The organism is Streptomyces xanthophaeus (assembly GCF_000725805.1).
Taxonomy (GTDB): Bacteria; Actinomycetota; Actinomycetes; order Streptomycetales; family Streptomycetaceae; genus Streptomyces; species Streptomyces xanthophaeus.
Window position 1 is genome coordinate 172,737 of sequence record NZ_KL647133.1, and the last position, 22,805, is coordinate 195,541.

A 22,805-nucleotide genomic window follows, 5' to 3' on the forward strand; every position below is an offset into this window, starting at 1 on the left:
CGCACGATCGACCCTGGGACGCTGACCCGATGCCACGCATACTCCTGATCGAGGACGACCCTTCCATCCGGGAAGGGGTCGGCCTCGGCCTGCGCCGCCGCGGCCACGAGGTGAGTGCCGCGGAGACCGGCGAGGAGGGCCTCGTCCTGATGGGGAGCTTCCGCCCCGAACTCGTCCTGCTCGACCTGATGCTGCCGGGGATGAACGGCGTCCAGGTCTGCCGCCGGATCCGGGACGCCAGCGAGGTGCCGATCATCATGCTCACCGCGCGCGGCGACGACTTCGACATAGTCGTCGGCCTCGAAGCCGGCGCCGACGACTACATCGTCAAACCCGCCCGCACCGAGGTCATCGAGGCCCGCGTCAGGGCCGTCCTGCGGCGCCTGCACGACCCGGTCGGCGGCCGGCCCGGGGTCGAGCACCACGGAGAGCTGGCCATCGACCGCTCGGGACTGACCGTCGCCAAGAGCGGCGAACGCGTCCCCCTCGCCCCCAGCGAGATCAAGCTCCTGCTCCACCTGTCCGCCTCACCGGAACAGGTCTTCTCCCGCCAACAGCTCCTCGAATACGTGTGGGACCACAGCTACCACGCCGACGCCCGGCTGGTCGACGCGTGCGTGCGCCGCCTGCGCCTGAAGGTGGAGGACCCCGAGGGCAGCCCCCGCTACATCCAGACGGTGCGGGGCTTCGGCTACCGCTTCGGCCCGCTGTAGGGGGCCGGACATGAGACGCATCGCACCGCTCGGACTGCGCACCCGCCTGATCGCGGCCTTCCTGCTCGTCGCCGCGATCAGCGCGGTGTCCACGGCCGCCCTCACCTACCAGAAGGCGCGCAACGCGATCCTCACGCAGAGCCAGGACACGGCCGTCAGCACGCTGCGCGACCTGATCGACTCCAAGGCCTTCCGCGTCCCCATGGACCAGGAGACCCTCCAGGCCGTCGTCACCGATCTCGCCAAGCGCGGCAAACCGCACCCGTGGGGGGTGTTCGCCGAGTACGGGGACCTGCACGCCGTCTCCAACACGACCCCGGTCACATCCGACGTGGTCACCGATCAGCTCCGCCGGCAGGTCACCGCCAATCCGCACGGCGCCTTCCAGCGGGTGGAGGCGGACGGGGACCCGTACCTCACCATCGGCATGCCGGCCGTCTTCACCCACAAGGAACTCCGGGAACCCACCGGCCTCGTCTTCTACGCCCTGATGCCGCTGACCTCCGAGCGGGACACCGTCGACGCCATGGTCGACGCCGCCAAACAGGGCGCCGTCCCCGGTCTCGCCATCGCCGTGATCCCCGCCCTGCTCGCCGCCCGCGGGGTGCTCCGTCCGGTCCGGGACATGCGCCGCGCCGCGCAGCGCCTCGGCCGGGGCCACCTCGACACCCGCATCGAGGTCCGCGGCGCCGACGAGCTCGCCGGCCTCGCCCGCACCTTCAACGAGACCGCCCGCGCCCTCGAACAGTCGGTGAGCGAACTCCGGGACGCAGAGGTCCGGGCCCGCCGCTTCGCCGCCGACGTCTCGCACGAACTGCGCACCCCGCTGGCCGGGATGCTCGCCGTCACCGAGGTCCTCGACGAGGACGCCGCCCACCTCGACCCCGACACCGCGAAGGCCCTGCGGCTGATCAGCGCCGAGACGGGCAAGCTCGCCGTCCTCGTCGAGGACCTGATGGAGATATCGCGCTTCGACGCCCGCGCCGCCGAACTCAACCTGGACGACGTGGACATCGCCGTCGCCGTCACCAAGACCCTCGAACGCCGCCACTGGGACGACGGACGGGTCACCACCCGGCTGCCGCACGAGGTCCGGGCCCGGCTCGACCCGCGCCGCTTCGACGTGGTCCTCGCCAACCTCGTCGGCAACGCCCTCAAGCACGGCGGCGCCCCCGTCACCGTCACCGTCGACGCCCGGCCCGGTCCGGAGGGGGAGGGGGAGCGGCTGCTGATCGAGGTCGCCGACAGCGGGCCCGGCATCGCCCCCGAGGTGCTGCCGCACATCTTCGACCGGTTCTTCAAGGCCGACGCCGCCCGTACCCGCTCCGCGGGCAGCGGCCTCGGCCTCGCCATCACCCTGGAGAACGTCCGGCTGCACGGCGGCACCCTGCGGGCCGCGAACGGATCCGGCCGAGGAGCCGTGTTCACCGTCGACATGCCCCTGGAGGCCCGCGCATGACCCGGGTACGGACGGCCTCGTCCGTGGCCGCCGCCCTGCTGGGCCTGCTGACGGCCGGCTGCGGGATCAAGCCGACCGGCGTGATCGAGAGCGGGGCCGCGGCCTCCGTGGTCATCGGGCCGCGCGACCACTCCGGCCTCGTGTACTTCGTGACGCCGGACGGAAAGCTCGTCCCGTCGCCACAGGTGGACTCGCCGCCCTCGTCCCCCACCGGCACCCTGCTGCGGTTGCTCGCCGGCCCCGGACCGCAGGAGCGGGCCGCCGGGCTCGGCACCCGGCTGCCGGCCCTGGAGGGCAACGCCGGGGCGGTCGGCGTCACGTTCCCCGGCGAGGGCGTCGTCGACGTCAGGGTCCCTTTCAAGGTCCAGGAGCTGTCGCAGGTCGCCCGGCGCCAGCTGGTCTGCACGGCGGTGTCCGTCGCCGTGAACGAGAGCGGAACCGTCGACGTGATGCTGCGCGGCCCGGACTCCGCCTTCGCCGGGGAGCGCTGCGACATCGGCCGCTGAACACCCCGGCCGCCCAGGACACCCGGACTCCTCGACAGGCTCCGGACGCCCTCTTGCGGCCGGGGGTCGCCCACGCCACGGTGGGCCCATGGACCACGAGGTTCCCGACGTCTTCGACCCCCGGATCTACGCCGAGGGCGTCCCGCACGCCCGCTACCGGCTGCTGCGCGCGCACCATCCCGTCGCCTGGCAGCCGGAACCGCAGGTCATGGGCTGGCCCGCCGGACCCGGCTTCTGGGCGGTCACCCGGCACGCCGACGTCGTACGGGTCCTGCGCGACCACCGCGCGTACTCCTCCTGGCTCGGGGCCACCCAGATCCGCGACCCCGACCCCGCCGACCTGCCCTTCCTGCGCCGCACCATGCTCAACCAGGACCCGGCCGCAGCCCTCGGGGAGCACGGCCGGCTGCGCCGCCTGGTCGCCCGCGCCTTCACCCCCGCCCGCGTCGACGCCTTCGCCGGACGGGTACGGGAGCGGGCCCGCACCCTGCTCGCCGCGGCGCGGGAACAGGCCGAGGACGGCGCCGCCGACCTCGTGCGGACCGTCACCGACGAGTACGCCCTGCTGAACCTCACCGATCTGCTGGGCGTCCCCGCCTCCGACCGCGCCCTGCTGCTGGAGTGGACCGTACGGATCATCGGCTACCAGGACCCCGAGGACGCCCCCGCGCCCCGCCTCGGCCCGGACGGAGTTCCGCTGAACCCGCGCTCACCGGCCCTGCTCGGCGAGATGTTCGCGTACGCCCGGGAACTGGCCGCCCACAAGCTCGCGCACCCCGGCGACGACGTGATGACGGCGCTGGCCCGGGCCGGGCTGGACCCGGCCGAGCTGGAGATGTTCTTCTTCCTGCTCACCGTCGCGGGCAACGACACCGTGCGCAGCGCCGCCCCGGGCGGACTGCTCGCACTGGCCGGTGAACCGCAGGCCTACCGGGAGCTCGCCGACGGCCGGGTCCCGGTGGCGACGGCCGTGGAGGAACTGCTGCGCGTCCACCCGCCGGTGCTCAGCTTCCGGCGCACGGCCGCCGCCGACACCGAGCTGGCGGGGCAGCGGATCCGGGCCGGGGACAAGGTGGTGGTGTTCCACGCCGCCGCCAACCACGACGAACGCGTCTTCACCGCCCCCGAACGCCTGGCCCTGGACCGCACGCCCAATCCGCACGTCTCCTTCGGGGACGGCCCGCACGTCTGCCTCGGCGCCCACTTCGCCCGGCTCCAGCTGCGCACCCTCCACGAGGAGTGGATCCGCCTGATGCCCGCGCCCGAACTGGCGGGCCCGCCGCGCCGGCTGGTGTCCAACTTCATCAACGGGATCACGCGTCTGCCGCTACGGGTGTCCGGGCCGCGGCGCTGACGTCGGCGACCAGCTCGGTCACGTCGGGCCCGTAGGCGTCGGAGTTGATCACCTTCAGGACGACGCAGAAGGAGTCCCGGCCGTAGGTGCGGGCCAGCCGCTCGTGGTGTTTGGCCAGGTAACGGGCGGCGGCCTGGTTGCTGTTCGCGGTCTGCCCCGACAGCAGGAACACCGGCCGCGAGGCCCGGCCGGCGGTCAGCCGCGCCAGCAGCACGTACTCCGTCTGCCCCTTCTCCCACCGGTACGTCTCCCCGCCGACCTTGATCGAGCCCCGGTCCGGACCGCGCTCGCTGTTCGTGTCGACGCGGACCCCCGGCAGCATGGAGGAGAGGTGCGCCGTGGTCCGGGCGTTGGAGACGGGTCCTCCCACGCAGAACTCGGCCCGTTCGCCGAAGCCCTGGCGGGCCGCGTCGTGGGTGACGATCTGCACGGTCGCCCCGCAGTCCTTGATCAGGGCGGATATCTCCAGCAGGGCGAAGGCGTCGTTGCGGTGCAGCGAGGAATCGGTGCCGCCCATCTGCCGGTTGACCACGAACAGGCAGTCGGATCCGGTGGGCAGGCCGAGGAAGGCCTGCTTGCGGCGGAGCGCGCGCCGCCAGAGGTAGGTACGGGAGAACCAGCCGAACCCTCCACTGAGTGCGGTGGCCACCACCCCGAGCACGATGTTGCGCACGTCGTCGTTCATGCGCCGGATGCTAGGGCATGATCCGCACGGGGTCAGCCCCACAACAGGGGCCGCGGCCGTGCCTGTTCACCCGCGGCGGGTCCCGGGCGGGGTCCTGGCCAGGGCAGGGGCGCCGACCGGCCGGGCGGGGGTGCGGGATCACCCGGAGGGGGACGGCGCGGGGCGGTCCACTGCCGGGGCGGCGGGGTGGCCGCTAGGCTCGGCGCACGCTGCCGACCGGAGGTCCTCCATGCACCGTCCTGCCGCCCGCACGTTACCGCTGCTCGCCCTCGCCGGTGCGCTCGTCGCCACCGGCGCGGCCGCGCCGCCGTCGGCCGCGCCGCCCCCGGCCAAGGTCCCGGTGGCCGTGGGCTACGGCGGGGCCGTCGCCAGTGTCGACGCCGACGCCTCCGCCGCGGGGATCGCCGTCCTGCGCTCCGGTGGCAACGCCGTGGACGCGGCCGTCGCGACCGCCGCGGCGCTCGGGGTCACCGAGCCGTACTCGGCGGGCATCGGGGGCGGCGGCTACTTCGTCCACTACGACGCCGCCTCCCGGCGGGTGCAGACCATCGACGGCCGCGAGACCGCCCCGGCGACGGCCACCGCCGGCCTCTTCCAGGAGAACGGACTGCCCATCCCCTTCGAGGAGGGCCAGACCAGCGGCCTCGGCGTCGGGGTCCCGGGCACCCCCGCCACCTGGAAGAGCGCCCTCGACGCCTGGGGCACCCGGCCGCTGCGCGAACTGCTGGAGCCCGCCGAGAAGCTGGCCCGCAAGGGCTTCACCGTGGACGCGACCTTCCGCGCCCAGACGGCGGCCAACGAGGCCCGGTTCCGGGACTTCCCGGCCACCTCCAAGCTGTTCCTGCCGGGCGGCGCCCTGCCGGTGGTCGGCTCCACCTTCAAGAACCCCGACCTCGCCGCGACCTACGCGGAACTCGGCCGCAAGGGCACCGGCGCGCTCTACCGCGGCCCGATCGCCGAGGACATCGTCCGGACCGTCCGCAAGCCCCCGGTCGACCCCGCCGCCACCCGCAAGGTCCGCCCCGGCGACCTGACCGCCGCGGACCTGCGCGCCTATGAGACCAAGCGGCAGGCGCCCACCCGGATCGGCTACCGGGGCCTGGACGTCTACAGCATGGCGCCGTCCTCCTCGGGCGGAACCACCGTCGGCGAGGCGCTGAACATCCTGGAGCGCACCGACCTCGGAGCCCTCTCCGAGACCCAGTACCTGCACCGCTTCATCGAGGCCTCGCGGATCTCCTTCGCCGACCGGGGCCGCTGGGTCGGCGACCCGGCCGCCGAGGACGTGCCGACCCGGGAGCTGCTCTCCCAGCGGTTCGCCGACGCCCGCGCCTGCCTGATCTCCCCGGACCGCGCGCTGACCAGCCCGCTGGCCCCCGGCGACCCGCGCAACCCGGCGCCGTGCGCCACGACCGGGCAGGCCGCACCCACCACCTACGAGGGGGAGAACACCACGCACCTGACGGTCGCCGACCGCTGGGGCAACGTGGTCTCCTACACCCTGACCATCGAGTCCACGGGCGGCAGCGCGATCACCGTGCCCCGCCGGGGCTTCCTGCTCAACAACGAGCTGACCGACTTCTCCTTCGCGCCCGCCGCCCCCGGGGTCCCGGACCCGAACCTGCCCGGTCCCGGCAAGCGGCCGCGTTCCTCCATGTCGCCGACCATCGTCCTGGAGGACGGGCGGCCCGTCCTGGCGGTGGGCTCCCCGGGCGGTGCCACCATCATCACCACGGTGCTCCAGACCCTGACCGGCCACGTGGACCGCGGTCTTCCGCTGGTCGACGCGATCGCCGCGCCCCGGGCCAGCCAGCGCAACCAGACCACCACCGAGCTGGAGCCGGGGCTGTGGAACAGCCCGCTGCGCGCCGAACTGGAGGCCATCGGCCACGGGTTCCGGCAGAACCCGGAGATCGGCGCGGCCACCGGTGTCCAGCGGCTGCCCGACGGGCGCTGGCTGGCCGCGGCGGAGACCAGCCGGCGGGGCGGCGGCTCGGCGATGGTCGTCCACCCCCGCGGCACGCCGTAGGGGTCACAGGGCGGTGAGGATCCGGGGGCCGTCGGCGGTGATCGCGACCGTGTGCTCCGCATGGGCGGCGCGGCTGCCGTCGACGGTCCGCAGGGTCCAGCCGTCCGGGTCGCAGGTGTAGTCGTCGGTGCCGCCCGCCACCAGCATCGGCTCGATCGCGAGGACCATGCCGGCGCGCAGCTTCATCCCGCGTCCCGGCGGGCCCTCGTTGGGCACGCCCGGGTCCTCGTGCATGCTGCGGCCGATGCCGTGACCGCCGAAGCCGTCGGGGATGCCGTACCCGGCGGCGCGGCCGACCGTGCCGACCGCGTGGGCGATGTCCCCGATCCGGTTGCCGACGACGGCGGCCGCGATGCCCGCGGCCAGGGCCGCCTCGGCCGTGGCGATGAGCCGCAGGTCGGCGGGGCGGGCCCGGCCGACGGTGAAGCTGACCGCGGCGTCGCCGACCCAGCCGCCGAGCTTCGCCCCGCAGTCGATGCTGACCAGGTCGCCGTCGCGCAGGACGTGGTCGCCGGGGATGCCGTGCACGATCGCGTCGTTGACCGAGGCGCAGATCACCGCGGGGAAGGGCACCGGGGCGAACCGCGGCCGGTAGCCGAGGAAGGGCGAGCTCGCCCCCGCCCCGCGGAGCACCTCGCGGGCCGCCGCGTCCAGTTCCCGCAGGGAGACGCCGACCTGAGCCCGGTCCCGTACGGCGGCCAGGGCATGGGCGACGACCCGTCCCGCGGCGCGCATCTTGTCGATCGACTGTTCTGTCTTGAGTTCCACCATGCCAATAACTATACCGGTATAACTTTAACGGGATAGTTATTGGGGTGCGGGGGTAGGATGGGGGCATGGTCCGTACCCCCCTCACCCCCGAAGAGCGCGAGCGCGGCGAGCGGCTCGGCGCGCTGCTGCGCGAGGCCCGAGGTCCCCGCAGCATGGTCGAGGTCGCCGCGAGCGCCGGACTCTCCGCCGAGACCCTCCGCAAGATCGAGACGGGCCGGGCCCCCACCCCCGCCTTCTTCACGGTCGCCGCCCTCGCCGAGGCGCTGGGCCTCTCGCTGGACGACGTACTGCGCCGCTGCGCCTTCGTCCCCGCCTGACGGGCGGCGGGGGTCACGCCGCGACGCGGGCCGGGTCGAACCCCTTCGTGAGGAGCCGGGCGGCGAGCGCCAGTTCCCAGGCGAACACCGGGAGGGCCGCGGCCGATCCCGCCACCGAGACCTGCTCGTAGAGCCCGGCCGCCACGGCCGCCGCCGATATGCAGATCAGCGGGCCCCCGATCAGGCCCAGGACCGCGATGGGCCGCGGCACCAGCCTCGTGCGGAACATCAGGTACGCCAGCAGTGCCGTGTTCAGGCCCAGGGCCACGTTCGGGCCGAGCAGGAACGTCCAGTCGTGCAGGGCCACGAGGGCCCGGTCTGCCCCCGCGTCGCCCACCGCCGTCGCCGCTCCCGCCGCCCCTGCCGCGTCCTGGCGCAGCGTCAGCAGGGTCAGGACGCCGAGGATCCCGACGGTGATCACCACCGCTTCGAGCAGCCGCAGGCAGAGGTATCCCACCGCCACCCCCTCGTGCCGCCTGCGCACCACCGGGAACAGTACGGCCCCGGTCCCGATGACGGCCGCCACGAGCACCAGCTCGCACAGCGCCCCGAGCAGCGCCGAGGTGCCGGCGCCCGGGGCGAGCGTGCCCGGCGCCCCGTCGAGCAGTGGCTGGTAGAGGGCCAGCCCCCCGATCGCGGCGACCTCGGTCACCAGGAACAGCGTGCCCGCGAGTGCCGCGGTCCTTCGGTTGGGGCTCATCATCGGTCCCTTCGACCTTCGAGGTGTACGCCGTACACCTGGCGGTCACCGTAGGCGTACGCCGTACACTCGTCAAGCGGGGTGGCCGGCCGGTGCCCAGCGGCGAGGAGAGGGTCGGGATGGCACAGCACGTGGGATCCGCGCGCCGGGAGCCGCTGAACAGGGAGCGGGTGCTGCGGGCCGCCGTCGCGCTCGCCGACGACGGCGGCATCGAGTCGCTCAGCATGCGCAGGCTCGCCCAGGAACTGGGCGTCGTGCCGATGGCCCTCTACAAGCACGTGGCCAACAAGGAACAGCTCCTGGACGGCATGGTCGACGCGGTCGTCGCCGGGATCGCCCCGCCACTGGAGGGCTCCGGCTGGAAGGACATCGTCCGCCGCCGCATCCTGTCGGCCCGTCAGGAGCTCCTGCGCCACCGCTGGGCCGCGCAGGTGATCGAGTCGCGCACCGCGCCGACCCCGGCCGTGCTGGCGTACCTGGACTCGATGATCGGCACGTTCCGCGACGGCGGCTTCTCCGTCGACCTCACCCACCACGTCATGCACGCCATGGGGAGCCGCCTGCTCGGCTTCAGCCAGGAGCTGTTCGACGATCCCGCGCCCGCCGGCTCCCCGGGCATGACCGCGGACGCGCTCGCCGCGCTGGCGGGGGCGTACCCGCGCGTCGCGGAGCTGGCCGCCGCGGCCGCCCACGACGAGGAATCCGCCGTCGGCCGCATCTGCGACGACCAGTTCGAGTTCGAGTTCGCCCTCGACCTCCTCCTCGACGGCCTGGAAAGGCTCCACCGGCAGGGGTGGACCTCCACCCGGTCGCCTAATGTCGGGGCATGACGATGGAAGAGCTCGGCAGGGCGCGGTACGTCAGTCTCACCACCTTCCGCAAGGACGGCACGCCGGTGGCGACCCCGGTCTGGGCGGTGGCCGACGGCGGCGAGCTGTACGTGTGGACGCGCAGCGACTCCTGGAAGGTGAAGCGGATCGCCCGCGACGGGCGGGTCACCGTGACCGCATGCGACGTGCGCGGCCGCGTCGAGGAGGGCGCGCCCGTCCTGGAGGGGCGGGCCCGGCTGCTGGACGAGGCGGGGCTGCGGCGGGTGCGCGCCCTGATGTCGCGCAAGTACACCTGGCAGTTCTGGGCGGTGGACGTGCCCGCCACGCTCTGGCGGCGGGGCAAGAGGCCGCACACCGCGATCGCCGTCAAGCTTTGAGATTCCCGTAGCGCGCCCGTAACACGGGTGGGGTGCAATGCGGTCATGGAGACCGCGACTTCGCTGGCGATCAGTCAATTCTCCGACTATCTGCGGGGGTTGACCCAGAGACTGGATCCCGGGGCAGGCTGGTACGGGGAATTCCTGCGCCGGGACCCGGAAGGCGTGCGGGCCTGTCTCCAGGGGGCCGCGATGGCGCCGTGGGACGTCGTGGAATCGCTGCTGCGCGACCTCGCCGGACTGCGGGGCGAGGAGTTCGCGGCGCGCGAGGGCGCCTACGCGGCCGGGCTGCGGGCCGCCGCGGTCGGCGCGTGGGACCGGCTGCCGGGCGGCACCGAGGAGCTGCGGACCCTGCTCACCACGGCGGACACCCAGCGGGCCGAGGCGGACGCTGCCCTGCGGAGCCTGTCCGCCCGCCGGGCCGGCGCGACCGACCGGGCCGAGGCGGACGTCCTGGACCGGGAGCTCTCCTGGACCCGGGACGACGCGGCCCGTGCCGCGGCCCGGTACGAGGACCTGAGCGCCCGGCTGGCCGCGGCCACCCGCCCCGCAGGGCCGGGGCAGGACGGCCCGCCGCTGCCGGGCGTACCGCGGCAGCGGGTCGCGGAGCGGCCCCAGCCCCTGGTGGCCCGGCCCCAGCAGGCCGCCCCTGTCACCACCCCTGCCGGGGCCGCGGCCCCGGCCCCGGAACCGGAGGCGCCGGAGCCGGAGCCGCCCGTCGGGCGCGCCGAGGGACGGTGGCTGCGCACCGGCCGCCGCGCCGGAGGGGCCCGATACGCCGGAGCCGCGCCCTCCGGGGCCGCCGACTTCACCCCGCCGCCGGGCTACGAGGCGCAGGCCCCCGCGGCCGGACCGGACCCGGTGCGCGCCGCGCCGCGCGGGGCCCGCTTCGGCCATCCCGCCCCCACGGCCGCCCCGGCCCCCGCCCCTTCCCCGTCTTCGTCCCCGTCTCCGGCGGGCGCCCGCCCCACCGGGGCCTTCGTCGCCGAACTGCTCACCCTGCGCGCCCGGGGGCGTACGGGCGAGGCCCACGTGCTGCTGTGCGAGGCGGCCGCCTGGCCCGCCGGGCGGCTGCCCGGGCTCGCCGCCGAACTGACCCGCGCCGGGCTCGCGGCCGACTGGGCCACGCTCCTGTGGGAGGCCGCCTCGCTCCCGCCCGAGCGGCTCGCCGCCGCCGCGGCGGCGCTCGGCGAGGCGGGCCGGGAGGCCGACAGCGACGCGCTGCTGCGTCAGGGCGTGGCCCGCCCCACCGCCGAGATCGCCGATGCGGCCCTCGCCCTCGGCGGGGCCGGCCACACCCGGGAGGCCGAGGCCCTGCTCGGCGCCTTCGTCCGGGTCCGCACCGCGGAGGAGGCGGCGCGGCTCGCCGGCCGAGACCCGCAATGGCTCGCTCCCCGGCTGCTGGACGCGGCCCGCGCCCTGTCCGGGCCCCGGCACCGGGACCTGGTCCACGCCCTGCGCGTGGCCGGAATTGCCATGGCGTAAAACGCCCGTCTCCTGACCGCTAACGACCGCGGGGAGACGTAACGTGATCGACTACTCCAACCGCGCAACGCGGTCTTGCCCCACGCTGTGCCGAGGCCTACGTTCTACTCCCTACGCACTCCGTCTACGTGCGTAGAACCGGCGTTCCCGTCGCGAGGAGCAGCTCATGGCCCAAGTCGTCCGCGCCGCGCTGGTCCAGGCCACCTGGACCGGAGACACCGAAACGATGATCGCCAAACACGAGGAGCACGCCCGCCGGGCCGCTGCTCAGGGGGCGAAGATCATCGGCTTCCAGGAGGTGTTCAACGCCCCCTACTTCTGTCAGGTCCAGGAGCCCGAGCACTACCGCTGGGCCGAGGCGGTCCCCGACGGTCCGACCGTCCGCCGGATGCAGGACCTCGCCCGCGAGACCGGCATGGTCATCGTCGTCCCGGTCTTCGAGCTGGAGAGCGAGGGCTTCTACTACAACACCGCCGCCGTCATCGACGCCGACGGCAGCTACCTCGGGAAGTACCGCAAGCACCACATCCCCCAGGTCAAGGGCTTCTGGGAGAAGTACTACTTCCGTCCGGGCAACCTCGGCTGGCCCGTCTTCGACACCGCCGTCGGCCGGGTGGGCGTGTACATCTGCTACGACCGCCACTTCCCCGAGGGATGGCGCCAACTGGGTCTGGCCGGGGCTCAGCTGGTCTACAACCCCTCCGCCACCCACCGGGGCCTCTCCGCGCACCTCTGGCAGCTGGAGCAGCCCGCCTCCGCCGTCGCCAACGAGTACTTCATCGCCGCCATCAACCGGGTCGGCCAGGAGGAGTACGGGGACAACGACTTCTACGGGACCAGCTACTTCGTCGACCCGCGGGGGAAGTTCGTCGGCGACGTGGCCAGCGACAAGGAGGAGGAACTCCTCGTCCGCGACCTCGACTTCGGCCTGATCAAGGAGGTCCGCGACCAGTGGGCCTTCTACCGCGACCGCCGCCCCGACGCCTACGGAGGGCTCGTACAGCCGTGACCAACCCGATCCCCCTGCACAGCCGCCACGCCGCCGTCCTGCCCGACTGGCTCGCGCTGTACTACGACCGCCCCATCGAGCTCACCCACGGCGAGGGCCGCCACGTCTGGGACGCGGACGGCAACCGCTACCTCGACTTCTTCGGCGGCATCCTCACCACGATGACGGCCCACGCCCTGCCCGAGGTCACCAAGGCCGTCTCCGAACAGGCCGGGCGGATCATCCACTCCTCCACCCTGTACCTGAACCGGCCGATGGTCGAACTGGCCGAACGGGTCTCGGCGCTGTCCGGCATCCCCGACGCCCGGGTCTTCTTCACCACCTCCGGCACCGAGGCCAACGACACGGCCCTGCTGCTCGCGACGACGTACCGCCGCTCCAACCAGATCCTCGCGATGCGCAACAGCTACCACGGCCGGTCCTTCTCCACCGTCGGGGTCACCGGCAACCGCGGCTGGTCCCCGACCAGCCTCTCGCCGCTGCAGACGCACTACGTCCACGGCGCCGTCCGCACCCGCGGCCCGTTCGCCGCCCTGTCCGACGCCGACTTCACCGCGGCGGCCGTGGCCGACCTGGAGGACGTGCTCGGTCAGACCCGCGGGGGAGTGGCCGCGCTCCTCGCCGAGCCGATCCAGGGCGTCGGCGGGTTCACCTCACCGCCCGACGGGCTCTACGGGGCCTTCCGCGAGGTCCTGGACCGGCACGGCATCCTGTGGATCAGCGATGAGGTGCAGACCGGCTGGGGCCGCACCGGCGAGCACTTCTGGGGCTGGCAGGCGCACGCCCAGAACGGCCCGCCGGACATCCTCACCTTCGCCAAGGGCATCGGCAACGGCATGTCCATCGGCGGGGTCGTGGCCCGCGCCGAGGTGATGAACTGCCTGGACGCGAACTCCATCTCCACCTTCGGCGGTTCCCCGGTCACCATGGCCGCCGGCGTCGCCAACCTCTCGTACCTGCTGGAGCACGACCTCCAGGGCAACGCCCGCCGCGTCGGCGGCCTGCTGCTGGAGCGGCTGCGCGCGATCGCCGCCCATGTGCCGGCCGTACGCGAGGTCCGCGGCCGAGGCCTGATGGCCGGACTGGAGCTGACCCGCCCCGGCACCGACCGGGCCGACCCGGACGCGGCCGCCGCCGTCCTGGAGGCCGCCCGCGCCGGCGGGCTGCTGCTCGGCAAGGGCGGCGGGTACAACACCAGCGTGCTGCGCATCGCGCCGCCGCTCTCCCTCACCGTCGCCGAGGCGGAAGAAGGCGCCGAGATCCTCGAACAGGCGCTCCGCAGCATCCCGTAGGGGGATTCCCATGAGCATCCGCACCCTGATCCGCGGCGGTCTGGTCGTCACCGCCGCCGACGAACTGCACGCCGACGTCCTGATCGAGGACGGCCGGGTGGCCGCCCTGGCCGCCCACGGCTCCGCGGCCGCCGAGGTCTGGACGGCCGACCGTACGATCGACGCGAGCGGGAAGTACGTGATCCCCGGCGGCGTCGATGCGCACACGCACATGGAACTCCCCTTCGGCGGCACCGCGGCCTCGGACACCTTCGAGACCGGCACCCGCGCCGCCGCCTGGGGCGGCACCACCACCATCGTCGACTTCGCGGTGCAGAGCGTGGGCCACGCCCTGCGGGAGGGGCTCGACACCTGGTACGACAAGGCCGACGGCAACTGCGCGATCGACTACGCCTTCCACATGATCCTCTCGGACGTCAACGAAGGCACCCTGAAGGAGATGGACCTCCTCGTCGGGGAAGGCGTCACCTCCTTCAAGCTGTTCATGGCCTACCCGGGTGTCTTCTACAGCGACGACGGGCAGATCCTGCGCGCCATGCAGCGGGCCTCCGGCAACGGCGGGCTGATCATGATGCACGCCGAGAACGGCATCGCGATCGACGTGCTCGTCGAACAGGCCCTGGCGCGCGGGGAGACCGACCCCCGCCACCACGGCGAGGTCCGCAAGGTGCTCCTCGAAGCCGAGGCCACCCACCGGGCCATCCAGCTCGCGCGGGTGGCCGGCTCCCCGCTGTACGTGGTCCACGTCTCCGCGGAGGAGGCCGTCGCCGAGCTGGCGGCCGCCCGTGACAAGGGCCTGCCGGTCTTCGGCGAGACCTGTCCGCAGTACCTGTTCCTGTCCACCGACAATCTCGCGGAGCCCGACTTCCAGGGCGCCAAGTACGTCTGCTCCACACCCCTGCGGCCCCGCGAGCACCAGGCGGCGCTGTGGCGGGGGCTGCGGACGAACGACCTCCAGGTGGTCTCCACCGACCACTGCCCCTTCTGCTTCCGGGGCCAGAAGGAGCTCGGCCGCGGGGACTTCTCCAAGATCCCCAACGGCCTGCCGGGCGTGGAGAACCGGATGGACCTCCTTCACCAGGCCGTCCTGGACGGCCACATCAGCCGCCGCCGCTGGATCGAGATCGCCTGCGCGAGCCCGGCCCGGATGTTCGGCCTCTACCCCCAGAAGGGCACCATCGCGCCGGGTTCCGACGCCGACATCGTCCTCTACGATCCGCACGCCGAGCAGGTCATCTCCGCCGAGACGCACCACATGAACGTGGACTACTCGGCGTACGAGGGCAAGCGGATCACCGGACGCGTCGACACCGTGCTCTCGCGCGGCGAACTCGTCATCGACCGGCGCGAGTTCACCGGGCGGGCCGGCCACGGGGTCTACATCCCCCGCTCCACCTGCCAGTACCTGTAAGCGCACGTAAGGAGCCGCCCGTATGGACTTCGGCCTCGTCCTGCAGACCGACCCGCCCGCCTCGCAGGTCATCAGCCTCATGCGCCGCGCCGAGCGCAACGGTTTCCGCTACGGCTGGACCTTCGACTCCGCCGTGCTGTGGCAGGAGCCGTTCGTCATCTACAGCCAGATCCTGGAGCACACCCGCAAGCTCCACATCGGCCCGATGGTCACCAATCCGGGCACCCGCACCTGGGAGGTGACCGCCTCCACCTTCGCCACCCTCAACGACATGTTCGGCAACCGCACGGTGTGCGGGATCGGGCGCGGGGACTCGGCGATGCGCGTCGCCGGGCGCGCGCCCAACACCCTGGCCCGCCTGGGCGAGGCCATCGACGTCATCCGGGACCTCGCCGAGGGCCGCGAGGCCCTCGTCGACGGCAAGCCGCTGCGGATCCCCTGGATCAGGGACGGGAAGCTCCCGGTGTGGATGGCGGCGTACGGGCCCAAGGCCCTGGCCCTCGCCGGACAGAAGGCGGACGGGTTCATCCTCCAGCTCGCCGACCCCTACCTCACCGAATGGATGATCAAGTCCGTCCGGGAGGCCGCCGAGGCGGCGGGCCGGGACCCGGACTCGATCACCATCTGCGTGGCGGCCCCCGCGTACGTGGGCGAGGACCTCGCCCACGCCCGCGACCAGTGCCGCTGGTTCGGCGGCATGGTCGGCAACCACGTGGCCGACCTCGTCACCCGCTACGGCGAGCACTCCTCGATGGTCCCGGACGAGCTCACCGAGTACGTCAAGGCCCGCCAGGGCTACGACTACAGCCACCACGGCCGCGCGGGGAACCCGTCCGCCGACTTCGTCCCCGACGAGATCGTCGACCGCTTCTGCCTGCTGGGCCCGGTGGAGGCCCACATCGAGAAGCTGCGGATCCTGCGCGACCTGGGCGTCGACCAGTTCGCCGTCTACGACATGCACGACGCGAAGGAGGCCACGATCGACGCCTACGGGCAGTACGTGATCCCGGCGTTGACCTGACCTGACCTGACCTGACCTGACCTGCGTCGGCGGGGTACGCACGGACGGGTGACATCGGGCGGGACCGCCCCGAGCGGCCCCGCCCGATGCCCGCCGGTGGGCGATCAGCCCTGGTTCGGCGGCAGCGCGATGTCGGTGACCTGCGTGCGGCCGGGGAAGGCACCGCGGCTGGTCGCCCTGCCGTTCAGGACGTCGATCTCGTACAGGGCGTAGGAGCCGCCCGTGCTGATCGTGGCGAAGCCCCGGTTCGTCCCGGTCCTGGGCGAGGAGTAGATGTCGAAGCCGGCGTCCGGTACCGCGTTGATGCCGAGACTGCCGGTGGGGGCGAGGGTGCCGGCGTTCGCGGGGGACTGCAGCGAGATCCGGTCGGCCAGGGTGTCCAGGTCGAACAGGGTCGTGGCCGTTGCCGCGTTCAGGTCGTTGTTCGTGTAGGCGGCGCCCGTGACGCCCGAGGCGGTGGCGGGCGGGGTGCCGGGGTTGGTGAGCGGGCCGTCGACGGCGGTGCCGGGGGCCGCTGCCGCGTCGTCGATGTTGTGGCGCAGGTTCTGGCCCGTGTCGGAGATGACGCGCAGCCGGTTCGCGGCCGGGTTGAAGTCGACCCCGAAGAACGTCCCGGAGAGTGCGACGGTCAGCTGGGAGACCTTCGTCGCCCGCGCGTTGCCGGTGTCCAGGGTGTAGACGCCGCCCCGGTCACCGACGCCGTACAGCCTCTCGTTCTGGACGCGGAAGTCGATGCCGACCAGCTTGGCGTCGCCCGTCAGGCCCGACACCCTCCGGGCCGGGACGCTCTTGGACGGCTTGTCGACATCGAACTCCACCAGCCGCTGGTCGGCGGTGAGACCGATCGCGGCGAGGCCCTTGTGCTCCATGGCGGGCAGGGTCACCGGGGGAGTGCCGTTGTCGGAGGCGGCGAGAGCGGGGGCCGCGCAGGCCATCGCCAGGACGGCGGACAGGGCGAGAACGGTGCTGCGAGTGCGCATGTTCACCTTTCGGGAAGTCGTGGTCTCGTGCGCCGCCCAGGTGAGGGCGGAGCGCACGCCTGCTTCGGAGCCGAGGCGCTCCCGGACGTGCGTGAACTCCACGGACCACTCCAACGGAGCACTCCGTCCGCCACCGCCGTGGTCTGTGGCCGAAAAGGGCCAAGGCGCTCAAACGTTTCAACTGTCCATCAGAGGTCTGAATCGGGACAACATGGTGCGAATTCCAGTCGCGCACAGCGGATTTGATTGCAGGGGCCACCGATCGCGGGCGAGTCTCGGTGTGCAACCGCGAAGGTCGATGGCCGGACCGTCGCGGTGTGGGTTGCCGACGTGCCCGTGGGTGCGGCGCGCCCTGTTTCCGCTCGATTCCCGTGAAGGAGAGATCGTGCTCATGACGCCGAAGAGGTTGATTCGATCGGCTGCCGTGGTGTTCGCCGCGGCAGCATCACTGACCCTGACCGTCCCCGGCAACGCGTTCGCCATCGATCACGTCGAGTGCCGTGGCGGTGAGAACTTCCTGAAGATCTGGTCCCACGACGGAGGCCGGCAGAGCGTGGACTGCTACGCGAACAAGGGGCGGACCGGGTTCGGGGGCTGGTGGGTCGACAAGATTTCCACCGGCAACAACGACCTGATCTACTACGACGCCAACGGCGACTCCGTGCGGGTCAACCGCTGGACGGAGATCACGTTCCCGAACCGTCCGCCCAAGGTCGACTCCATCGAGATCCTGTGACGCCCTGAAGCTCCCCCCCCCGCAGGCGCCGCGACCTGACGCGGCCCCTGCGGGGGGATTCGTGCCTCCAGGTGGTTGGAGGTGCCGGGTGGCGCCGGCCGCGGTACGGGTAGTGCATGACACAGAAGAAGGACAGGGCTGACGAGGGGACCCGCGAGCGGGCGAAGCCGCACGGATCGGCCTACGCCGCGCTCGTCGGAGCGGGCATCGGCGCCCTGGCCGGTCTCACGGGAAGCACGCTCGCCTACTTCGAGGCCAAGGACTCCCACCACGCGGAAGCCGCCGCACGGCGGGCGGACGTCCGGCGGGCCGCCTACGTCGAGCTCGCGGCGAGCACGAACAAGTACGTGCAGCAAGCCGCCCAGCTGCTGTCCGTGAGCCTCGACCCCGGCAAGACCGCTCAGGAGAGGCGGCGTCAGTTCGAGGACAGGTTCGCCCCGGCCAACACGGACCTGGCGCGGTCCGTCACGACGGTGCGCCTGGTGACCACGCCGGAGGGCCGGCACGACCTGGAGGCGATCGACGCCCGCTCCACCGAGGTGGGCAAGCTGGCCACGGACTGGATCGACCGGGGCCCCGCGGGCGTCGACGTGAACAAGCGGGGCGAGGAATTCGCCGAGGCGGTGCGGCAGCAGCTGGCCGCGCTGCAGACGTTCATGGACCGGGCCGCCGACGAAGCGCTGTGAGGGCCGGACGGCCGCGGCGCAGGGCCCTCGCGGCGGGATGCCGCCGATGGCGGGTTCACCGGGTGTCCACCCGTTGTCCGGCCGTCCGTCCCGTCCGGCGGTGGGGTTTGTCGGCGGGGCGTGCTTTGCTGGGGGCATGATCGATGAGTTCCTGGCCCGTGGCCTGTCCGATGTGGAAGAGGCCGTCCGCAAGGCGGCGGCGGTCGAGATCATGCCGAGGTTCCGGCAGCTCGCCGACCACGAGGTGGACCAGAAGAGCGGACCGCACGACCTGGTGACCGTCGCGGACCGCAAGGCGGAGGAGCACCTCACGGCCTCCCTGACCCGGCTGCTGCCCGGCTCGGCCGTGGTCGGGGAGGAAGCCGTCCACGCCGACCCGACCGTGTACGGGGCGCTGCGCGCGGACGCCCCGGTGTGGATCGTGGACCCGGTGGACGGCACCCGGCAGTTCGTCGCGGGCAACCCCGCCTTCTGCACCCTGGTGGCCCTGGCCCACCGCGGGGAGATCCTCGCCTCCTGGACCTTCGCCCCGGCCCTGGAGGAGCTGGCGACCGCCGTGCGCGGGCAGGGCGCCTACGTCGACGGCGTGCGCATCCACAGCGGTTCGCCCGAGCCGGGCGCCGAGCTGAGGATCGCCATGGCCCACCCGCTGTACACCTCCGAGGCCGACAAGCGGACCCTCACGCGCCTGGACGTCCCCGGGGTGGCGGCCCGGCCCTGCGGTTCGGCGGGCCTGGAGTACCTGAAGGTGGCCCGCGGGGAGATGGACGGCCTGGCCTTCACCTGGCCCTCGGCCTGGGACCACGCGGCCGGGCTGCTGCTGGTCGCGGAGGCGGGCGGAGCCCAGAGCACGGTCGACGGCGTCCCCTTCCGGGTGGACCGGGACAACGCGCTGCCCTTCGCGGTAGGCCGCGACGAGACCACGGCCGTACGGATCCGCGAGTTGCTGCGGGGAGAGTGAGGGGCGCCCGGCAGGACCGGGCGACGAATCCGTCCCTGCGGGCGGAATATCCTGGGTGCAGTGGCGCCGCCGGACGAAGGAGTCGCAAGTGCCGTCGATTCTCGATGCGGTCGTGGTGGGGGCGGGGCCCAATGGGCTGACGGCCGCCGTCGAACTGGCCCGGCGCGGCTTCTCGGTGGCCGTCTTCGAAGCCGGGGACACGGTCGGCGGTGGTGCCCGGACCGAGGAGCTGACCCTCCCGGGCTTCCGCCACGACCCCTGTTCGGCGGTGCACCCGCTCGGCGTGGGCTCGCCGGTCTTCGCCACGATGCCGCTGAAGCGGTACGGGCTGGAGTGGCTGGACGCCCCGCTGCCGCTGGCCCACCCCTTCGACGACGGCACCGCCGCGGTGCTCTCCCGCTCGGTCGCGGAGACGGCCGCCTCCTTCGGGCCGCGCGACGCGGGCACCTACCGGCGGCTGGTGGAGCCGTTCCTCGGCCGATGGGACACCCTTGCCCGGGACTTCATGTCCCTGCCCAGTACGGCGCTGCCCCGGGATCCGGTCACCCTCGCCCGGTTCGGGCTCGCCGGACTGCCGCCGTCCACCTGGCTGCTGCGGCGCTTCCGCGACGACCGGGCCCGCGCCCTCCTCTCCGGACTCGTGGCGCACGTCAACGCCCCGCTCGGCGGGATCGGCACCGGCGCGGTGGGCCTGGTCTTCCTCCTGGCCGCGCACGCGAACGGCTGGCCGCTGCCGCGCGGGGGCTCGCAGTCCATCTCGGACGCCCTCACCGCGTACCTGCGCGCGCTCGGCGGGGTCGTCCACACCGGCTTCGAGGTGAAGCGGCTCGACGACCTCCCGCCCGCGCGGGCCTACGTCTTCGACACCTCGCCGACCGCACTGTCACGGATCGCCCGCCTGGGGCGCGCCTACGACGGCTACCGGTACGGCCCCTCCGTCTTCAAGATCGACTACGCCCTGGACGGCCCGGTCCCGTGGACCGCCGAGGAGCCGCGCCGCGCGGGCACCGTCCACATCGGGCCGGGCAGCCGCGACATCGACGCCGCCCTCCAGCTCGCCTCGGGCGGCCGGGCCCCGCGCAACCCGTTCCTCATCACCGCGCAGCCCAGCCTCGTCGACCCGGGCCGGGCGCCCGCCGGCAAGCACGTGTTCTGGGCGTACGGGCACGTCCCCGCGGGCTGGGACGGCGACCTCACCGATGCCGTCGAGCGCCAACTGGAGCGGTTCGCCCCGGGCTTCCGCGACCTGGTCCTGGCCCGCGCCACGGCCGGCCCGCCGCAGTTCGCGGCCCGCAACCCCAACTACGTCGGCGGGGACATCGCCTGCGGAGCCACCTCGGGACTCCAGCTGCTGCTGCGCCCCAAGCCCTCGCTCTTCCCGTACGCGACGGCGCACCCGGCCGTCTTCATCTGCTCCTCCGCGACCCCGCCCGGCCCCGGTGTGCACGGCATGTCCGGGCACAACGCCGCCAAGGCCGTGTGGCGCAGCCTTCGGAAGGACTCCTGATGGTCCGCATCACCCTCGTCCAGGGCGACATCACCGCCGAGGAGGCCGACGCCGTGGTCAACGCCGCGAACTCCTCGCTGCTCGGCGGCGGGGGAGTGGACGGCGCCATCCACCGCCGCGGCGGGCCGGAGATCCTCGCGGCCTGCGAGGACCTGCGACGCTCCCACTACGGCAAGGGCCTGCCGACGGGCCGGGCCGTCGCCACCACGGCCGGCCGGCTCCCCGCGGCCCACGTGATCCACACCGTCGGCCCGGTCTGGTCGCGGGACGAGGACCGCTCGGAGCTGCTGGCGTCCTGCTACCGCGAGTCCCTGCGGGTCGCCGACGAGCTGGGCGCCCGTACGGTCGCCTTCCCGGCCATCTCCACGGGCATCTACGGCTGGCCGATGGACGACGGGGCCCAGATCGCCGTGGAGAGCGTGCGGGCGGCCGACACCTTGGTGGAGGAGGTCCGCTTCGTCCTCTTCGACCGGGCGGCGTACGAGGTGTTCGAGGCGGCCGTCACCGCGGGCCGCTGAGCCGCCGCCCCCGCGGGGCATGCCTCGGATCCCTGCTCAGACGGCCGTCGGCCGGCTGCGGTGCGGCATGTTCCAGCCCTCGGCGAGCCTCGACGGGTGGATGTTGTGCCCACCGCCGAAGAACTCGCAGAACTTCATGATCAGCGGGTCCCAGCCGAGCGGGTCCACGTGGTGCGTCCCGGGAATGACCAGGTCCTCCTCGACATGGGCACGCAGGACCTCGACCTCGAAGGCGGTGGCGTCCGGCTCGGACCCGCCGAAGGGGTGCGCCGAGACGACCCGGCACTCCAGCTGGACCGGACATTGCGCGACCCTGGGGGCCCGGACCAGATCCGATGCCTGCTCGGTCAGCCGCGCGGCCGAGAACTTGTCCGGCTCGTACCGGTAGCCCTGCTTCACCTTGTAGTCCGGCACGGCACGTCTTCCGGTGGTGAGCGCCATCCGGTCGACCGCATCGACCAGCGCCGACGAGGGCAGGTTGAGCACGCACTCGCCCTCCCGCAGCAGGTTCGCGGTGGTCTGGGCGTTGTTGCCGAGACCGAGCATGCAGGACCTGCCCAGCCACCACGCCGAGGACATCGGTGCGAGGTTCGCCGTGCCGTCCTCGTTGAGCGAGCTGATCAGCACCACCGGCGTGCCGAAGTACAGGACCTTGAGACCGGGGACGACATGCATGCGCGGGCCTTTCGCCAAGTGCCGGACGGAAGGGCCCGCGCTCGGGAACGCGGGCCTTCGCCGACCCTCTCGTGAGCGGGCCCACCGGTGCTGGCGGGAATGCGACGTCGCGTTCCGGGCCGGGGAGCGATCCTCCTACCTGTGCTCCTACCTGCTCCTACCTGGCTCCTGCACGCTCTTGGTGCTGCGCCACGGATATCCGCCGGCGCAGGGGAGCGAAGGCCAGCAGGTAGCAGAGGCCGCCGAGCGGCAGGAGGTCCAGGTTCGTCGCGATCGCGGCCGTGCCCAGGGCGAAGAGCACCAGGGAGCGGACGGCGCCCGGGCCCCGCAGCGTGGCGAGCAGGGTGATCATTCCCAGGTACAGGAAGAGCGGCACGACGGTTACACGACCGGCATCACACCGGGAACGTCCTGCACCCGGGCGAAGATGTCGCTCATCTCGGGCTTGTCGGCCGCCCGGAGTCCCGCGTACAGGTCGATCACGGCCTGGGCGGCGGCCGCCGCGGTGCCCGCCAGCCCGGCCACCGCCCCGGCCAGGGCCACCCGCCGGCGTGCCGGTCCGCCGGAAGCGGCCGCGGTGCGCCGCAGCCCCTCGCAGACCACCCCGAAGAACAACACCCCCAGGAGGAAGGCGAGGTGGCCGGTGGTCCATGCGGCGCCGGGCTCCTTGGACCCCTCCGCCAGGAGGCGTACGGACCCGTAGAACACGAGGAGGACGGGGGCCGCCACGAAGGAGAACCGGGTGATCGCTGCTGTTCGCTCTGTCATGGCTCAACCCTGGCG

At 73.1% G+C, this 22,805-nt stretch carries 25 protein-coding genes; 18 read left to right on the forward strand and 7 right to left on the reverse strand.

Annotated features, from left to right (window positions below; genetic code table 11):
- Positions 1–29: 29 nt before the first annotated feature.
- From IO30_RS0133325 to IO30_RS0133340, 4 genes are all read left to right on the forward strand, one after another.
- Positions 30–713, forward strand: coding sequence for a response regulator transcription factor (locus IO30_RS0133325; RefSeq protein ID WP_031149318.1), 684 nt, complete (start codon positions 30–32; stop codon positions 711–713).
- Positions 714–723: 10 nt separating this feature from the next.
- Complete coding sequence (locus IO30_RS0133330) at positions 724–2,172, forward strand: sensor histidine kinase (RefSeq protein ID WP_031149319.1); 1,449 nt, start codon at positions 724–726, stop codon at positions 2,170–2,172.
- Positions 2,169–2,678 (forward strand): hypothetical protein, encoded by a 510-nt coding sequence (locus IO30_RS0133335; protein WP_031149321.1) that lies wholly within the window; start codon positions 2,169–2,171, stop codon positions 2,676–2,678. Before IO30_RS0133330 ends, IO30_RS0133335 begins: the two co-directional genes overlap by 4 nt.
- A gap of 88 nt (positions 2,679–2,766) precedes the next feature.
- Entirely contained in the window at positions 2,767–4,032 is a 1,266-nt protein-coding gene (locus IO30_RS0133340) for a cytochrome P450 (protein ID WP_031149322.1), read from the forward strand.
- Here the strand turns inward: IO30_RS0133340 and IO30_RS0133345 are convergent.
- The gene (locus tag IO30_RS0133345; protein WP_031149324.1) at positions 3,992–4,717 is read right to left on the reverse strand and encodes a hypothetical protein; all 726 of its coding nucleotides are present in this window, start codon (positions 4,715–4,717) and stop codon (positions 3,992–3,994) included. The genes IO30_RS0133340 and IO30_RS0133345 overlap by 41 nt on opposite strands.
- A 229-nt stretch (positions 4,718–4,946) precedes the next feature.
- Here IO30_RS0133345 and ggt point away from each other — a divergent pair, with 229 nt between their 5' ends.
- A complete protein-coding gene (gene ggt, locus IO30_RS0133350) occupies positions 4,947–6,746 on the forward strand; it encodes a gamma-glutamyltransferase (protein ID WP_031149326.1) in 1,800 nt (599 codons plus the stop codon).
- A gap of 3 nt (positions 6,747–6,749) precedes the next feature.
- Here the strand turns inward: ggt and map are convergent, their stop codons facing one another.
- Positions 6,750–7,517 carry a type I methionyl aminopeptidase gene (gene map, locus IO30_RS0133355; protein ID WP_031149328.1) on the reverse strand — a complete coding sequence of 256 codons (768 nt, stop codon included), beginning with the start codon at positions 7,515–7,517 and terminating at the stop codon, positions 6,750–6,752.
- Positions 7,518–7,582: 65 nt separating this feature from the next.
- Between map and IO30_RS0133360 the strand changes: the two genes are divergently transcribed.
- Positions 7,583–7,834, forward strand: coding sequence for a helix-turn-helix domain-containing protein (locus tag IO30_RS0133360; protein ID WP_031149330.1), 252 nt, complete (start codon positions 7,583–7,585; stop codon positions 7,832–7,834).
- Positions 7,835–7,847: 13 nt separating this feature from the next.
- On the opposite strand, the gene IO30_RS0133365 is transcribed toward IO30_RS0133360, so the two are convergent.
- Positions 7,848–8,534 carry a DUF4386 domain-containing protein gene (locus tag IO30_RS0133365; protein ID WP_031149332.1) on the reverse strand — a complete coding sequence of 229 codons (687 nt, stop codon included), beginning with the start codon at positions 8,532–8,534 and terminating at the stop codon, positions 7,848–7,850.
- Positions 8,535–8,653: 119 nt separating this feature from the next.
- Between IO30_RS0133365 and IO30_RS0133370 the strand changes: the two genes are divergently transcribed.
- The 7 genes from IO30_RS0133370 (at position 8,654) to IO30_RS0133400 (ending at position 15,959) form a co-directional block, all read left to right on the forward strand.
- Positions 8,654–9,364, forward strand: coding sequence for a TetR/AcrR family transcriptional regulator C-terminal domain-containing protein (locus IO30_RS0133370; protein ID WP_031149333.1), 711 nt, complete (start codon positions 8,654–8,656; stop codon positions 9,362–9,364).
- Positions 9,361–9,741 carry a PPOX class F420-dependent oxidoreductase gene (locus tag IO30_RS0133375; RefSeq protein WP_031149335.1) on the forward strand — a complete coding sequence of 127 codons (381 nt, stop codon included), beginning with the start codon at positions 9,361–9,363 and terminating at the stop codon, positions 9,739–9,741. Before IO30_RS0133370 ends, IO30_RS0133375 begins: the two co-directional genes overlap by 4 nt.
- A gap of 99 nt (positions 9,742–9,840) precedes the next feature.
- The gene (locus IO30_RS0133380; RefSeq protein ID WP_037895957.1) at positions 9,841–11,226 is read left to right on the forward strand and encodes a hypothetical protein; all 1,386 of its coding nucleotides are present in this window, start codon (positions 9,841–9,843) and stop codon (positions 11,224–11,226) included.
- A 166-nt stretch (positions 11,227–11,392) separates the two neighbouring features.
- Positions 11,393–12,235: a nitrilase-related carbon-nitrogen hydrolase gene (locus IO30_RS0133385; protein WP_031149339.1), complete on the forward strand. Its 843-nt coding sequence runs from the start codon at positions 11,393–11,395 to the stop codon at positions 12,233–12,235.
- Positions 12,232–13,527 carry an aspartate aminotransferase family protein gene (locus IO30_RS0133390; RefSeq protein ID WP_031149341.1) on the forward strand — a complete coding sequence of 432 codons (1,296 nt, stop codon included), beginning with the start codon at positions 12,232–12,234 and terminating at the stop codon, positions 13,525–13,527. Before IO30_RS0133385 ends, IO30_RS0133390 begins: the two co-directional genes overlap by 4 nt.
- A 10-nt stretch (positions 13,528–13,537) precedes the next feature.
- The gene (hydA, locus tag IO30_RS0133395; RefSeq protein WP_031149343.1) at positions 13,538–14,938 is read left to right on the forward strand and encodes a dihydropyrimidinase; all 1,401 of its coding nucleotides are present in this window, start codon (positions 13,538–13,540) and stop codon (positions 14,936–14,938) included.
- A gap of 22 nt (positions 14,939–14,960) precedes the next feature.
- The gene (locus tag IO30_RS0133400; protein ID WP_031149345.1) at positions 14,961–15,959 is read left to right on the forward strand and encodes a TIGR03842 family LLM class F420-dependent oxidoreductase; all 999 of its coding nucleotides are present in this window, start codon (positions 14,961–14,963) and stop codon (positions 15,957–15,959) included.
- A gap of 104 nt (positions 15,960–16,063) precedes the next feature.
- On the opposite strand, the gene IO30_RS0133405 is transcribed toward IO30_RS0133400, so the two are convergent.
- The gene (locus IO30_RS0133405; protein WP_031149347.1) at positions 16,064–16,939 is read right to left on the reverse strand and encodes a DUF4394 domain-containing protein; all 876 of its coding nucleotides are present in this window, start codon (positions 16,937–16,939) and stop codon (positions 16,064–16,066) included.
- Positions 16,940–17,330: 391 nt separating this feature from the next.
- Here IO30_RS0133405 and IO30_RS0133410 point away from each other — a divergent pair, with 391 nt between their 5' ends.
- The 5 genes from IO30_RS0133410 (at position 17,331) to IO30_RS0133430 (ending at position 21,347) form a co-directional block, all read left to right on the forward strand.
- Positions 17,331–17,675 carry a beta/gamma crystallin domain-containing protein gene (locus IO30_RS0133410; RefSeq protein ID WP_199921016.1) on the forward strand — a complete coding sequence of 115 codons (345 nt, stop codon included), beginning with the start codon at positions 17,331–17,333 and terminating at the stop codon, positions 17,673–17,675.
- A gap of 116 nt (positions 17,676–17,791) precedes the next feature.
- On the forward strand, positions 17,792–18,361 hold the full coding sequence (locus IO30_RS0133415; RefSeq protein WP_031149351.1) for a hypothetical protein: 570 nt from the start codon (positions 17,792–17,794) through the stop codon (positions 18,359–18,361).
- A gap of 136 nt (positions 18,362–18,497) precedes the next feature.
- Entirely contained in the window at positions 18,498–19,322 is an 825-nt protein-coding gene (locus tag IO30_RS0133420; protein WP_031149353.1) for an inositol monophosphatase family protein, read from the forward strand.
- 88 nt (positions 19,323–19,410) lie between these two features.
- The gene (locus IO30_RS0133425; protein ID WP_031149354.1) at positions 19,411–20,829 is read left to right on the forward strand and encodes a phytoene desaturase family protein; all 1,419 of its coding nucleotides are present in this window, start codon (positions 19,411–19,413) and stop codon (positions 20,827–20,829) included.
- The gene (locus tag IO30_RS0133430) at positions 20,829–21,347 is read left to right on the forward strand and encodes an O-acetyl-ADP-ribose deacetylase (protein ID WP_031149356.1); all 519 of its coding nucleotides are present in this window, start codon (positions 20,829–20,831) and stop codon (positions 21,345–21,347) included. The genes IO30_RS0133425 and IO30_RS0133430 overlap by 1 nt, the downstream gene beginning before the upstream one ends.
- A gap of 36 nt (positions 21,348–21,383) precedes the next feature.
- Here the strand turns inward: IO30_RS0133430 and IO30_RS0133435 are convergent, their stop codons facing one another.
- The 3 genes from IO30_RS0133435 to IO30_RS42415 all read right to left on the reverse strand — a co-directional run bounded on the left by IO30_RS0133435 (position 21,384) and on the right by IO30_RS42415 (position 22,790).
- Entirely contained in the window at positions 21,384–22,022 is a 639-nt protein-coding gene (locus tag IO30_RS0133435; RefSeq protein ID WP_031149358.1) for a flavin reductase family protein, read from the reverse strand.
- Positions 22,023–22,179: 157 nt separating this feature from the next.
- Positions 22,180–22,398 carry a hypothetical protein gene (locus IO30_RS42410; RefSeq protein WP_051902758.1) on the reverse strand — a complete coding sequence of 73 codons (219 nt, stop codon included), beginning with the start codon at positions 22,396–22,398 and terminating at the stop codon, positions 22,180–22,182.
- A gap of 5 nt (positions 22,399–22,403) precedes the next feature.
- On the reverse strand, positions 22,404–22,790 hold the full coding sequence (locus IO30_RS42415; RefSeq protein WP_157853434.1) for a hypothetical protein: 387 nt from the start codon (positions 22,788–22,790) through the stop codon (positions 22,404–22,406).
- Between the last annotated feature and the right edge of the window lie 15 nt (positions 22,791–22,805).